Source organism: Kitasatospora sp. NPDC023385, assembly GCF_055664045.1.
In genome coordinates this window covers 48,735-63,584 of sequence record NZ_JBVOOL010000018.1, presented here as the reverse complement: position 1 = coordinate 63,584, position 14,850 = coordinate 48,735, and the positions used below count along the sequence as shown (strand labels likewise).

1 protein-coding gene is annotated in these 14,850 nt (G+C 74.0%); it reads right to left on the bottom strand.

Annotated features, from left to right (window positions below; translation table 11 throughout):
• Positions 1 to 34 precede the first annotated feature (34 nt).
• A complete protein-coding gene (locus AC0B61_RS25630; RefSeq protein ID WP_471743093.1) occupies positions 35 to 14,773 on the bottom strand; it encodes a non-ribosomal peptide synthetase in 14,739 nt (4,912 codons plus the stop codon).
• Positions 14,774 to 14,850 lie beyond the last annotated feature (77 nt).

Sequence of the window (14,850 nt, the reverse complement as noted above, 5' to 3'; positions counted from 1 at the left end):
GGTCGGGCGAGCCGCGGATCAGGCCAGCCGCGGATCAGGCCAACCGCGGGTCGCGGGCGAGCAGTTCGGCGACGGCGGCGAGCGGGCCCGGGCGGGTCATGTCCAGGTGCTCGCAGTCGACCGCGTGGCCGGCGATCCGACCGGTGAGGTACGGCTGCCAGTCCGCGGGGACGGGTGCGCCGGGCTCGCGGCCCGCGGTGGCGGTGACGTGCAGCAGGTCGCCGTCGTACCGGCCCGGGGCGGCGGCCTCGACCAGGGCGACGGTGTGCGCGGCCGCCTCGGCGAGCGAGGCGACGAACGCGGGCTCCAGGGCGGCGCCGGCGCCCTCGGCACCCTCCCGGTCGAGGAAGCCGGCGATCTCCGCCGGTGCGAAGGCGGGCGCGCCCGGGTGGTCCGTGTCGGGGTGGTCCGTGCCGGGGTGGTCCGTGCCGGGGTGGTCGGCGCCGGTCGGGCCCATCGGGTAGGAGTCGAGCAGGGCCAGCAGGCCGACCCGCTCGCCCAGCTCCTGCAGCCGGCAGGCCATCGCATGGGCGAGGTTGCCGCCGAGCGACCAGCCGAGCAGGTGGTACGGGCCGGTGGGCTGGACGGCCCGGATCCGGGCCAGGTAGGCGTCGACCAGCGCGGTCAGGTCGGGGTGCCGGCCGGCCGGGTCGAGGTCCGCGTTCAGCCCGTACACCGGACGGTCGGGCAGCGCTCCGGCCAGGCCCGCGTAGCACCAGCTCAGGCCGGTGACGGGGTGCACGCAGAACAGCGGCGGACGGCTGCCGCGGGTGCTGAGCGGGACCAGCGGGTCGGCGCCGGGGGCGGCCGGGCCGCCCCCGGCGTGGGCCGCGAGCCCGGCCACGGTCGGCGTCCGGAAGAAGGCCTGCAGGGTCAGGTCGGACAGGGCGTCGGGGAGTTCGGTGCGGATCCGGTTCACCGCGCGGGCGGCCAGGAAGGAGTGCCCGCCGAGATCGAAGAAGCTGTCGTCCACGCCGATCCGGGGCGCCTGCAGCACCTCGGCGAAGACCGCGGCCAGCGCGCGCTCCAGCGCCGTGCCCGGGGCCCGGCCCAGCCCGCCGTACTCGGGCGCCGGCAGCGCCCGCCGGTCGAGCTTGCCGTTGGCGGTCACCGGCAGCACCGCGAGCGGGACGAAGGCCGCCGGGACCATGTACTCGGGCAGGGCCGTCGCGAGGAAGCGGCGCAGCTCCGCCTGGTCCGGTTCGGCGCCGGCGGCCGGGACGAGGTAGCCGACCAGGCGCCGGTCGCCCGGCCGGTCCTTGCGGACCACCACCGCGCCCGCCGCGACACCGGGGTGGCGCCCGAGCGCCGCCTCGATCTCGCCCAGCTCGATCCGGAAGCCCCGGAGCTTGACCTGGTCGTCGACCCGGCCGCAGAACTCCAGGCTGCCGTCGGCCCGCCAGCGGGCCAGGTCGCCGGAGCGGTACATCCGGGTGCCGTCGCCGTACGGCCAGGCCACGAAGCGCTCGGCGGTCAGCGCGGGCCGCCCGGCGTAGCCGCGGGCCAGCCCGTCCCCGGCGATGTACAGCTCGCCGGTGACGCCCGCCGGCACCGGCCGCAGCGCCTCGTCCAGCACGTACACCCGGGCGTTGGCGATCGGCCGGCCGATCACCGGGGTGTCGGTCGCCTCCAGCGGGGTGGTGAGGGTTTCGACGGTGCACTCGGTCGGGCCGTAGAAGTTGTGGGCGGTGGTGGCGGGTTCGGCGAGCAGGCGGCGCCAGAGCGGCTCCGGGATCGCCTCGCCGCCGAAGGTGAGGGTGCGGGGGGTGAGCGCGGGCGTGGAGAGCAGGCCGTGTTCGAGCATCTCCAGGCCGTAGGTGGGGGTGGTGTCCAGGAAGTCCACGCCGTGCCGGCCGACGTAGCCGACCATCGCGGCCGGGTCGCGCCTGGTCGGGTCGTCCAGCAGGTGCAGCTCGTGCCCGGCGAACAGGGCGAGCAGGCCCATCCAGGAGGCGTCGAAGGACAGCGGCGCGGTCACCGCGACCCTGGCCGCCGGCCGCCCGGTGGCGGCCAGGTGCTCGGCGAACAGCGTCTCCTGGTGGCTGTGGAACAGGTTGGTCAGCGCCCGGTGCTCGACCGCCACGCCCTTGGGGCGGCCGGTCGAACCGGAGGTGTAGAGCAGGTACGCGGGGTGGGCGGGCCGCAGGGGCGCGCGGCGGTCGTGGTCGGTCGGGTCGGCGCTCGGGTCGGTGGTGTTTTTGTGCTGGGTGTCCGGCAGGCCGTCCAGCAGGAGTACGGGGGCGCCCCCGGTGAGAGCCGGGTCGAGGTCCGAGGTGGTGAGGAGCAGCCTGGGCGCCGCGTCCCGCAGGATGTAGGCGATCCGGTCCGCCGGGTGCCCGGTGTCCACGGGGACGTACACGGCGCCCGCCTTCAGCACCGCGAGCAGCGCCACCACCGAGGCGGTCGAGCGCCGGAGCAGGACGGCGACCCGCTCCTCGGGGCCGGCGCCGCGCCGGATCAGCTCCCGGGCGAGCACGTTGGCCCGCTCGTTGAGCTCGCGGAAGCCGATCCGCTCCTCGTTCAACACCAGCGCGGTGGCGGTGGGCCGGGTGCGGGCCTGCTCCTGGAAGAACTCGTGCACCGGCCGCTCGGCGAGCGGGCGGGGCCGCTCGACGGTGTCGCCGCTCCAGGCGGTGAGGATGCGCGCCCGCTCCTCGGGGGCGAGGAGGTCGGCCTGCCCGACGGGGGCGTCGGGGTCGGCGGCCAGCGCGTCCAGCAGGCGGATCAGGCGGCGGCTCATCGCCTCGACGGTGGCGTGGTCGAAGAGGTCGGTGGCGTACTCGATGGTCCAGTGCAGGCCGCCGGACGGTTCCTCCGTGACGCCGAAGAGCAGGTCGAACTCGGCGACGTGCAGGTCCAGCGGGTGCTCGTAGGTCTCCAGCCCGGGCAGGGCCAGGCCGTCGCCGCTGCCGTTCTTGAGCAGCAGCATGGTCTGGAAGAGGGGGTGGCGGGCGGTGGAGCGGGTGGGGTTGACGGCTTCGACGATGCGTTCGAAGGGCAGTTCCTGGTAGGCGTAGGCGTCGAGGTCGGTCCGGCGTACCCGGTCGAGGAGTTCGCGGAAGGTGGGGTCGCCGGAGACGTCGGTGCGCAGGACGAGGGTGTTGACGAAGAAGCCGACGAGGTCGTCCAGGGCTTCGTCGGTGCGTCCGGCGATGGCGGTGCCGAGGGGGATGTCGGTGCCGGCGCCGAGGCGGGAGTAGAGCGTGGCCAGGGCGGCTTGCAGGACCATGAACAGGGTGGTGCCGGTCTCCCGTGCCAGCCGGGTGAGTTGACCGTGCGCGTGCGGCGGGAGGTCGATGGTGACGGCGCCTGCGCGGTGGGAGGAGACGGCGGGGCGGGGGCGGTCGAGGGGGAGCTCCAGCTCCTCCGGCAGGTCGGCGAGTTGGCCTGTCCAGTAGGCGAGTTGGCGGCTTCCGAGGCTATCGGGATCGGCGTCGTCGCCGAGGAGTTCGCGCTGCCAGAGGGCGTAGTCGGCGTACTGGACGGGCAGGGGTGCCCAGTTGGGGGCGTGGCCATTGGAGCGGGCGGCGTAGGCGGTGGAGAGGTCGCGGGCGAGCGGGGCCATCGACCAGCCGTCACCGGCGATGTGGTGCAGCACCAGCAGCAGCACGTGGTCGCCATCGTTCAGCGTCAACAGCTCGGCCCGAACGGGCAGTTCGGTGGCGAGGTCGAAACGGTGGGCGGCGGCGCGGGCGAGCTGGCCGGCCAGCTCCCCGGGCGTCGTGCGGCGGCTGACCAGCGGGATCCCGGCGTCCGCGAGGATCTGCTGGTACGGCTCGCCCGCCGCCGACGGGTAGCGGGTGCGCAGCGCCTCGTGCCGCCCGGCGACGTCGTTCAGCGCGGCCTGCAGCGCGGGCAGGTCGAGCGCGCCGCGCAGCCGCAGGGCGAGCGGGATGCTGTACGCCGATCCGCCTTCCTCCCATTCGCCGAGGAACCAGAGGCGCTGCTGCGCGTAGGAGAGGGGGAGCGGGTCGGGCCGTACGGCGGCGGCGGTCAGCGCCGGGCGCTGCGCCTCGCCGTCCCGCAGGGCGGCGGCGATGCCGGCCACCGTCGGGTTGGCGAAGAGCGTACGGATGCCGACCTCGGCGCCCAGCACCGCGCGGATCCGGCTGGTCAGCCGGGTGGCCATCAGCGAATACCCGCCCAGGGCGAAGAAGTTGTCCTGGACGCCGACCTCGGGCAGCTCCAGTGCCTCGGCGAACAGCGCGCACAGCACCTCCTCGACCGGGTTGCGCGGCCCGTTCCGGCGCGGGGGCTCGGCGACGGTCACGGGCGCCGGCCCGGCCGGGGTGGCGGGCGCCCGCAGGTCCAGTCGGCCCTCCGCGTGCCAGCGGCCGAGGCGGCCGGTGCGGTACATGACGGCGCCGGGGCCGCCGTACGGGTCGGCCACGTAGCGGTCGGCCGCCCGGGGGGCGGCGGGGGTGGCGAGGGCGGTCGGAGCGGCCGTGGCGAGGTACACGTCGCCGAGGACGCCCGCCGGGACCGGCCGCAGCGCCTCGTCCAGGACGTACGCGGTCCGGCTGTCGCGGGCGTCCTCCTCCGCTATCTCCGCTGCCGCTGCCGCTTCCGCCACCTCCTGCCAGAGTCCGGCCGGGACGGCGGCGCTCCACTCGGTGAGGATGCGGTCGTACTCCTCCGGGCCGAGCAGTTCGGCCTGGCCGACGGGCGCGTCCGGATCGGCGGTGACGGCCTCCAGCAGCCGGAGGAAGCTGCGGCTCATCGCCTCGACGGTGGCGCGGTCGAAGAGGTCGGTGGCGTACTCGAACTCGGCGCTGATGCCCGCCGGGTGGCCCTGGTCGTCGTGGGCCTCGGTGAGCCCCAGCGTCAGGTCGAACTTGGCGATCCGGTGGTCGAGCGGGTGCGGTTCGGCGGTGGCGCCGGCGAACTCGTAGACCCCGTCGCCGGTGTTCTGGAGCAGGATCATCGTCTGGAAGAGGGGGTGGCGGGCGGTCGAGCGGGTGGGGTTGACGGCTTCGACGATGCGGTCGAAGGGCAGTTCCTGGTGGGCGTAGGCGTCGAGGTCGGCGGTGCGGACGCGGTCGAGGAGTTCGCGGAAGGTGGGGTCGCCGGAGGTGTCGGTGCGCAGGACGAGGGTGTTGACGAAGAAGCCGACGAGGTCGTCCAGGGCTTCGTCGGTGCGTCCGGCGATGGCGGTGCCGAGGGGGATGTCGGTGCCGGCGCCGAGGCGGGAGTAGAGCGTGGCCAGGGCGGCTTGCAGGATCATGAACAGGGTGGTGCCGGTCTCCCGTGCCAGCCGGGTGAGTTGGTCGTGGCAGGGCGCCGGGATGGTGACGGTGACCGCGTCTGCGTCGGTACCGGCCACGGCGGGGCGGGGGCGGTCGAGGGGGAGCTCCAGCTCGTCCGGCAGGTCGGCGAGTTGGCGTGTCCAGTAGGCGAGTTGGCGGCTTCCGAGGCCGTCGGGATCGGTGTCGTCGCCGAGGAGTTCGCGCTGCCAGAGGGCGTAGTCGGCGTACTGGACGGGCAGGGGTGCCCAGTCGGGGGCGTGGCCGTTGGAGCGGGCGGCGTAGGCGGTGGAGAGGTCGCGGGCGAGCGGTGCCATCGACCAGCCGTCACCGGCGATGTGGTGCAGCACCAGCGCCAGCACGTGGTCGTCCTTGCCGATCCTGAACAGCGTGGCCCGCAGCGGCAGTTCGGCGACCAGGTCGAAGGAGTACCGGGCCGCGTGGGCCAGGTGCCCGGCCAGCTCCACGCCCGGGCAGGCCGCGACCCGCAGCGGGATCGAGACATCGGCGGCGATCTGCTGGCGCGGAGTCCCGCCGGTGGCGGGGAAGCGGGTGCGCAGGGCCTCGTGCCGCCCGGCGACGTCGTTCAGCGCGTCCTGGAGCGCCTGCTGGTCGAGCGGGCCGCGCAGTCGCAGGGCGAGCGGGATGTTGTAGGACGAGCCGCCCTGCTCCCACTCGCGGAGGAACCAGAGGCGCTGCTGGGCGTAGGAGAGGGGGAGCGGGTCCGGCCTGGTGGGGGTGGTGCGCAGGGCTGGCCGGGTGCCGGTGTGGGGGGTGACTTTGGTGGCGAGGCCGGCGGGGGTGGGGGTGGCGAAGAGGTCGCGCAGGGTGAGTTCGGTGTTGAGTGTGGTGCGGGCGCGGCTGATCAGGCGGGTGGCGGAGAGGGAGTGGCCGCCGTGGTCGAAGAAGTTGTCGTCGGCGCCGATTCGGGGGAGGCCGAGGATTTCGGCGAAGAGGGCGCAGAGTACTTCTTCTTCGGGTGTGCGGGGTGCTCGTCCGGTGGTGGAGGCGCCGGTGGTGGGGGCGGGTAGGGCGCGGCGGTCGAGTTTGCCGTTGGGGGTGAGCGGCAGCTCGTCGAGGACCACGAAGGCCGCCGGGACCATGTACTCGGGGAGGAGCCCGGCAAGGTGGTCGCGGACTGCGCCGGTGCCGATCGCGGTGTCCGGCGCGGGGACGAGGTAGGCCACCAGTCGCTTCTCGCCGGGGTGGTCTTCGCGGGCTTGGACGGTGGTCTGGACGATGCCGGGGAAGCGGGCGATCGCGGCTTCGACCTCGCCGGGCTCGACGCGGAAGCCCCGGATCTTGATCTGGTGGTCGAGGCGGCCGGCGTACTCCAGGGTGCCGTCCGGCCGCCAGTGGGCGAGGTCGCCGGTGCGGTACATCCGGGTGCCGGGGACGAACGGGTTGGCGACGAACCGCTCGGCGGTGAGCGCGGGCCGCCCGGCGTACGCGCGGGCCAGGCCCGATCCGGCGACGTACAGCTCGCCCGGCACGCCGGTGGGGACGGGGCGCAGGTTCGCGTCGAGGACGTAGGCGTGTTTGCCGGTGAGGGGTGTGCCGATGGGGATGGTGGTGGTGCCGGGGGCGACGTCGGTGATGGTGAAGGAGGTGGTGAAGCCCATGGATTCGACGGGGCCGTAGCCGTTGAGGATGCGCAGGTGGGGGTGGAGTTGTCGGGCGCGGGTGACGTGGGCGACGGAGGCGGCTTCGCCGGCGGTCATGACGGTGCGCAGGCCCGCGAAGACCTGGGGGCGGTCGTCGGTGAGGACGTTGAAGAGGCTGGCGGAGAGCTGGAGCACGGTGACGCCGTGGCGGGTGACGAGGTGGGCCATCTCGTCGAGGTCGGTGCGGGGGCTCACGGGCAGGATGGTCGTGCCGCCGTGGTACAGCGCCGAGAACACCTCCAGGGCGAAGGCGTCCCAGGAGACGGGTGAGGACTGGAGGTAGACGTCGTCGGTGCGGAATTCGAGGTAGTCGGGGCCGACGAAGGTGGTGACCAGGGCGCGGTGGGGTGCGATGACGCCCTTGGGGCGGCCGGTGGAGCCGGAGGTGAACATCACGCACGCCGCGTCGTCCGCCCCTACGGATGCCTCTGCGAGGTTGTGGCCGTCGAGCTGGTCGAGGTGTTCGGCGTCGGCATCGAGCAGGACGTAGTCCGGTCCTTGGCCGAGTGCGTGGGCGAGTTCGCGGCGGGAGATGACGGTTCGGACGGAGGCGTCCTGGAGGACGGCGGTGAGCCGTTCGACCGGGAAGGCGGGGTCGAGGAGGGTGTAGGCGGCGCCGGCCTTGAGGACGGCGAGGAGCGCGGTGATCAGCGCGGTGCCGCGTTCCAGGTACACGCCGACGGTCTCGCCCCGGGTGGTGCCGTGTTCGCGCAGGTGGCGGGCGAGCTGGTTGGCGCGGGCGTTCAACTCCTCGTAGGAGACCCGTTCCTCGCCCTGGACCAGCGCGACGGCCTGCGGGCTGACCCGCACCCGCTCCTCGAACACGGCCTGCACCGAACGCCCATCGGCGCCGTCGTGGGCGGCGCCGCTCCACTCGCCGAGGATGCGGTCCCGCTCCTCGGGGGTGAGGAGGTCGGCCTGGCCGACGGGGGCGTCGGGGTCGGCGGCGAGGGCGGTCAGGAGGCGTAGCAGGCGTCGGCCCACCGCTTCGACGGTGGCGCGGTCGAAGAGGTCGGTGGCGTACTCGATGTCCCAGCGCAGGCCGCCGGACGGGTCCTCCGCCACGAAGAAGGTCAGGTCGAACTTGGCGATCCGGTGGTCGAGCGGGTGCGGTTCGGCGGTGGCGCCGGCGAACTCGTAGACCCCGTCGATGTTGTTCTGCAGGACGAGCATGGTCTGGAAGAGGGGGTGGCGGGCGGTGGAGCGGGTGGGGTTGACGGCTTCGACGATGCGGTCGAAGGGCAGTTCCTGGTGGGCGTAGGCGTCGAGGTCGGTCCGGCGTACCCGGTCGAGGAGTTCGCGGAAGGTGGGGTCGCCGGAGGTGTCGGTGCGCAGGACGAGGGTGTTGACGAAGAAGCCGACGAGGTCGTCCAGGGCTTCGTCGGTGCGTCCGGCGATGGCGGTGCCGAGGGGGATGTCGGTGCCGGCGCCGAGGCGGGAGTAGAGCGTGGCGACGGCGGCCTGCAGGATCATGAACAGGGTGGTGCCGGTCTCCCGTGCCAGCGCGGACAGTTGGGCGTTCAGCTCCGGGCCGGCCAGCGTGGTCACCACCTCGCCCCGGTGCGAGGCGACGGCGGGGCGGGGGCGGTCGAGGGGAAGCTGGACCTCTTCCGGCAGGTCGGCGAGTTGGCGTGTCCAGTAGGCGAGTTGGCGGCTGCCGAGGCTGTCGGGATCGGTGTCGTCGCCGAGGAGTTCGCGCTGCCAGAGGGTGTAGTCGGCGTACTGGACGGGCAGGGGTGCCCAGTCGGGGGCGTGGCCGTTGGTGCGGGCGGCGTAGGCGGTGGAGAGGTCGCGGGCGAGCGGGGCCATCGACCAGCCGTCACCGGCGATGTGGTGCAGCACCAGCAACAGCACGTGGTCGCCATCGTTCAGCGTCAACAGCTCGGCGCGGAACGGAATGTCGGCGGCGAGGTCGAACGGGTGCGTGGCGGCGCGGGCGAGCTGCCCGGCCAGTTCCCCGGGCGTCGTGCGGGTGGTGAGCAGCGGGATCCGGGCGTCCGCGACGATCTGCTGGCGCGGCTCGCCGTTCACCGCCGGGTACCGCGTCCGCAGAGGCTCATGGCGGCCCGTCACGTCGTCAAGCGCCGCGCGCAGGGCGTCCTCGTCCAGTGGGCCGCGCAGTCGCAGGGCCAGCGGGATGTTGTACGTCGCCCCGCCCTGCTCCCACTCCCGCAGGAACCAGAGGCGCTGCTGCGCGAACGACAGCGGCAGCGGCTCGGGCCGTACCGCCGCGACGGTGAGGGTGGGCCGGGTGCCGGTGTGGGGGGTGAGTTTGGTGGCGAGGCCGGCGGGGGTGGGGGTGGCGAAGAGGTCGCGCAGGGTGAGTTCGGTGTTGAGTGTGGTGCGGGCGCGGCTGATCAGGCGGGTGGCGGAGAGGGAGTGTCCGCCGTGGTCGAAGAAGCTGTCGTCGGCGCCGACTCGGGGGAGGTCGAGGATTTCGGCGAAGAGGGCGCAGAGTACTTCTTCTTCGGGTGTGCGGGGTGCTCGTCCGGTGGTGGAGGCGCCGGTGGCGGGGGCGGGTAGGGCTCGGCGGTCGAGTTTGCCGTTGGGGGTGAGCGGCAGCTCGTCGAGGACCACGAACGCCGCCGGGACCATGTAATCGGGCAGCAGCGCCGCGACGTGCGCACGCAGCGCGGCGGTGTCGACGACGATTCCCTCGGCGGGGACGACGTACCCGACCAGTCGCTTCTCGCCGGGGTGGTCCTCGCGGGCTTGGACGGTGGTCTGGACGATGCCGGGGAAGCGGGTGATCGCGGCTTCGACCTCGCCGGGTTCGACGCGGAAGCCCCGGATCTTGATCTGGTGGTCGAGGCGGCCGATGTACTCCAGGGTGCCGTCGGGCAGCCACCGCACCAGGTCGCCGGTGCGGTACAGCCGGGAGCCCGGCGCGAAGGGGCCGGCCACGAAGCGTTCGGCGGTCAGGCCGGGGCGGCCGGCGTAGCCGCGCGCGAGCCCGTCGCCACCCAGGTAGAGCTCGCCCGTGACGCCGGGCGGCACGGGGCGCAGCCCGTCATCCAGGACGTAGGCGTGTTTGCCGGTGAGGGGTGTGCCGATGGGGATGGTGGTGGTGCCGGGGGCGATGTCCGTGATGGTGAAGGAGGTGGTGAAGCCCATGGATTCGACGGGGCCGTAGCCGTTGAGGATGCGCAGGTGGGGGTGGAGTTGTCGGGCGCGGGTGACGTGGGCGACGGAGGCGGCTTCGCCGGCGGTCATGACGGTGCGCAGGCCCGCGAAGACCTCGGGGCGGTCGTCGGTGAGGACGTTGAAGAGGCTGGCGGAGAGCTGGAGCACGGTGACGCCGTGCTGGGTGACGAGGTGGGCCATCTCGTCGAGGTCGGTGCGGGGGCTGAGCGGCAGGATGGTCGTGCCGCCGTGGTACAGCGCCGAGAACACCTCCAGGGCGAAGGCGTCCCAGGAGACGGGTGAGGATTGCAGGTAGACGTCGTCGGCGCGGAATTCGAGGTAGTCGGGGCCGACGAAGGTGGTGACCAGGGCGCGGTGGGGTGCGATGACGCCCTTGGGACGGCCGGTGGAGCCGGAGGTGAACATCACGCACGCCGCGTCGTCGGCCCCTGCGGGCTGGTCGGTCAGGTTGGCGCTGTCGAGCTGGTCGAGGTGTTCGGCGTCGAGCAGGACGTAGTCCGGTCCTTGGCCGAGGGTGTGGGCGAGTTCGCGGCGGGAGATGACGGTTCGGACGGAGGCGTCCTGGAGGACGGCGGTGAGCCGTTCGACCGGGAAGGCGGGATCGAGGAGGGTGTAGGCGGCGCCGGCCTTGAGGACGGCGAGGAGCGCGGTGATCAGCGCGGTGCCGCGTTCCAGGTACACGCCGACGGTCTCGCCCCGGGTGGTGCCGTGTTCGCGCAGGTGGCGGGCGAGCCGGTTGGCGCGGGCGTTCAACTCCTCGTACGACACCCGTTCGTCGCCCTGGACCAGCGCGACGGCCTGTGGGCTGACCCGCACCCGCTCCTCGAACACGGCCTGCACCGAACGCCCGTCCGTGCCGCCCAACGTGCCGCCGCTCCACTCGCCGAGGACGCGCTCACGCTCCTCGGTGTCCAGCAGCTCGATCCCGGTCACCGCCGCGTCCGGGTCCGCGACCACGGCCGCCAGCAGCCGGAGCAGCCGGGCGGTCATCGCCTCGATCGTGGAGCGGTCGTACAGGTCGGTGGCGTACTCGACGTCCCAGCGCAGGCCGCCCGCCGGGTCCTCCGCCACGAAGAAGGTCAGGTCGAACTTGGCGGCGCGCTTCTCCAGCGGGTGCTGCTCGGCATGGGCGCCGGGGAACTCGTAGACGCCGTCGATGTTGTTCTGCAGGACGAGCATGGTCTGGAAGAGCGGGTGGCGGGCGGTGGATCGGGCGGGGTTGAGCGCCTCCACGACCCGTTCGAAGGGCAGTTCCTGGTGGGCGAACGCGTCGAGGTCGGTGGCCCGGACGCGGGCCAGCAGTTCGCGGAAGGTGGGGTCGCCGGAGGTGTCGGTGCGCAGGACGAGGGTGTTGACGAAGAAGCCGACGAGGTCGTCCAGGGCTTCGTCGGTGCGTCCGGCGATGGCGGTGCCGAGGGGGATGTCGGTGCCGGCGCCGAGCCGGGACAGCAGGGTGGCCACGGCGGCGTGCAGGACCATGAACAGGGTGGTGCCGCTCTCGCGGGCCAGGGCGGTCAGCTCGTCGTTCAGCTCCGGGCCGGTCAGCGCCGTGACGACCTCGCCCCGGTGCGAGGCGACGGCGGGCCGCTGCCGGTCCAGGGGGAGGGCCAATTCCTCGGGCGCGTCGGCCAGTTGTGACGTCCAGTAGGCGAGCTGCCGGGCGGCCAGGCCGTCGGCCTGATCCTCCGCCCCGAGCAGGTCGCGCTGCCAGAGGGTGTAGTCGGCGTACTGGACGGGCAGCGGTGCCCAGTCGGGGGCGTGACCGGCGCCGCGGGCCGCGTAGGCGGTGGAGAGGTCGCGGGCGAGGGGCGCCAGGGACCAGCCGTCACCGGCGATGTGGTGCAGCACCAGCACCAGGACGTGGTCGTCCTCGCCCAGCCGCAACAGCTCGGCGCGGAACGGGATGTCGGCGGCGAGGTCGAAGGCGTGGGCGGCGGCCCGGGCGACCCGTTCGTCCAGGTCCTCCTCCGTCACGGTCGCCGTCACCAGCGGGATCCCGGCACTCGGCGCGATCTCCTGGTACGGCTCGCCGTTCACCGCCGGGTACCGTGTCCGCAGGGCCTCATGACGACTCGTCACATCGCGCAACGCCGCGCGCAGGGCGTCCTCGTCCAGCGGGCCGCGCAGTCGCAGGGCCAGCGGGATGTTGTACGTCGCCCCGCCCTGCTCCCACTCCCGCAGGAACCAGAGGCGCTGCTGCGCGTACGACAGCGGCAGCGGCTCGGGCCGTACGGCCGCGACGGTGAGCGCCGGACGCCGCTCGCCGCCGTCCCGCAGCGCGGCGGCGAGGCCGGCCACGGTCGGGTCGCGGAAGAAGACCGCGAACGGCACCTCGGCGCCCAGGGCGGCCCGGATCCGGCTGACCAGCTTCATGCCGAGCAGCGAACTCCCGCCCAGGTCGAAGAAGTTCTGGTCGATGCCGACCTGCTCCCGGCCCACCAGCTGGGCGAACAGCGCGCACAGCACCTCCTCCTCCGCGGTGCGCGGGCCGCGCAGCGAGGTGGCCGGCTCGGCGGCAGGGGCGGGCAGGGCGGCGCGGTCGACCTTGCCGTTGGAGTTGAGCGGGAGCGCGTCGAGCACCACGAAGGCGGACGGAACCATGTACTCGGGCAGTAGTTCGGCGGTGTGCGCGCGCAGTTCGGCGGTGTCGACGACGGCCCCGTCGGCGGGGACGACGTACCCGACCAGCCGCTTGTCGCCGGGCCGGTCCTCCCGGACGACCACGGTGTGCAGGCCGACGCCGGGGAAGCCGGCCAGCGCGGCGGCGATCTCGCCGAGCTCGATGCGGAAGCCGCGGATCTTCACCTGGTGGTCGGCGCGGCCGACGAACTCCAGGGTGCCGTCGGGCAGCCACCGCACCAGGTCGCCGGTGCGGTACAGCCGGGCGCCGGGCTCGAAGGGGCTGGCCACGAAGCGTTCGGCGGTCAGCCCCGGGCGGCCGACGTAGCCGCGGGCGAGGCCGTCGCCGCCCAGGTACAGCTCGCCGGTGACGGCCGGCGGGACGGGGCGCAGCGCGTCGTCCAGGACGTAGGCGCGCATGTTGTCCATGGGCCGGCCGATCGGCACGGTGGCGCCGACCCGGTGCGGTGCGCGCAGCGGCAGGCAGGTCGCGAAGGTGGTGGTCTCGGTCGGGCCGTAGACGTGGACGAACTCGGTGTCCGGGCACAGGTCGAGGACCCGCTGGACGGCCTCGGGCGAGCAGGCCTCGCCGCCGCTCCACACCTGGCGCAGGGTGCGGAAGGCCGTCGGGTCCTCTTCGGCGATCAGGTTGAACAGCGCGGTGGTGAGGAAGGCGCTGCCGATGCCGTCCTCCTCGGCCAGCCGGCGCAGCAGCGGCGCGTCCAGCTGCCCGGCCGGGGCGAGTACTGCCTGCCGGCCGGAGAGCAGCGGCACCCACAGCTCGTACGTCGCCGCGTCGAAGGCGTGCGAGGAGTGCACCAGCACCCGGTCCTGGGCCTCGCCGTCCCAGTGGCGGTCGGCGGTGAGGGCGAGGATGTCGCGGTGGCTGACGGCCACGCCCTTGGGGGCGCCGGTGGAGCCGGAGGTGAACATCACGTAGGCCAGCCGGCCGGGCTCGACGGGCGGCGTCGCGGGCGCGGTGTCGGGGCACTGCGCGAGCCCGGGGTCGGCGTCGACCACGAGGGTGCGGACCAGGCCCGCGAACGCCTCACCGGGGCTGGTGGCGCGGTCGGTGAGCAGGACGGGCGCACCGGTCTGCTCGAGGACCGAGCGCATCCGGGCCTCGGGGTAGGTGGCGTGCAGCGGGACGTACGCGCCGCCGGCCTTGAGTACGGCCAGCAGGGCGACGACCAGGTCGGCGGAGCGCTCCATCAGCACCGCGACGGCGGTCTCCGGGCCGACGCCCAGGCCGAGCAGCCGGTGCGCGAGCCGGTTGGCGCGGCGGTCGAGTTCGCCGTACCCGACCGGGCCGTCCTCGGTACGCAGCGCCACCGCCTCGGGGGCACGGCGCACCTGGCGGGCGAAAGCCGCCACGACGTTCTCCGCGCGGCCGTCCGTCGGCGCGGCGGTGTCGTTCCACTCGCTGACCACGGTGTGCCGCAACGGCCCGTCCAGCAGGTCGAGTTCGTCGGCGGTACGGTCCGCGCCACCCTGCCCGGCGGACTCCAGGAAGGCCGACAGCGAGCGGTGCAGCAGGGCGAGTTCGGGCCCGGAGACGCTGCCGGGGCCGGCCTGCAGGGCGAGTCGGCCGGTGGCCGGGTCCAGGGCGACGGTCAGGCCCTCGGCGCCGTCCTCCGCGGACGGTTCACCGAGGCGCACCAGCGGGCCGGCCGCCCCGTAGCCGGCTCGGCGGCCGGGCAGCAGCGCGGCCAACTCCCCGGCGGCGACACCGCGGTGGGCCATCGCCTCGGCGAGGGCGGCGGCCGCCAGCCCGACCAGGTCCGGCAGGGCGGTACCGGGCGCCGGGTCGAGCCGGACGGGCAGCGCCCGGTGGCCGGGCGCCGGGACACCGACGAGCTGGTCGGACTCGGGGCCGACCCGGCCGAGGAAGGCGGCCGTGAGCGCGACCAGCACCGCCTCCAGGCCGGTCCCGGCCAGGACGGCCAGCTCGCGCAGGCCCGCCACCGAGCCGTCGGTCAACTGCCCGACCACGGAGGACGGTTCACCGTCCGCCCCGGTGCCGGGCAGCAGCGGCCCGGACTGCTCGGTGCGTCCGGCGAGCCGCTCCTGCCACCACTGCTGCTCGTCACGATCGGCCGACATGTCGCTCACTCCGCCTTCTCTGCTGCTGTCTCAGGGGAATCGGGGGGATCTGGGTGTGTGGGGCCGGGTGGATCCGG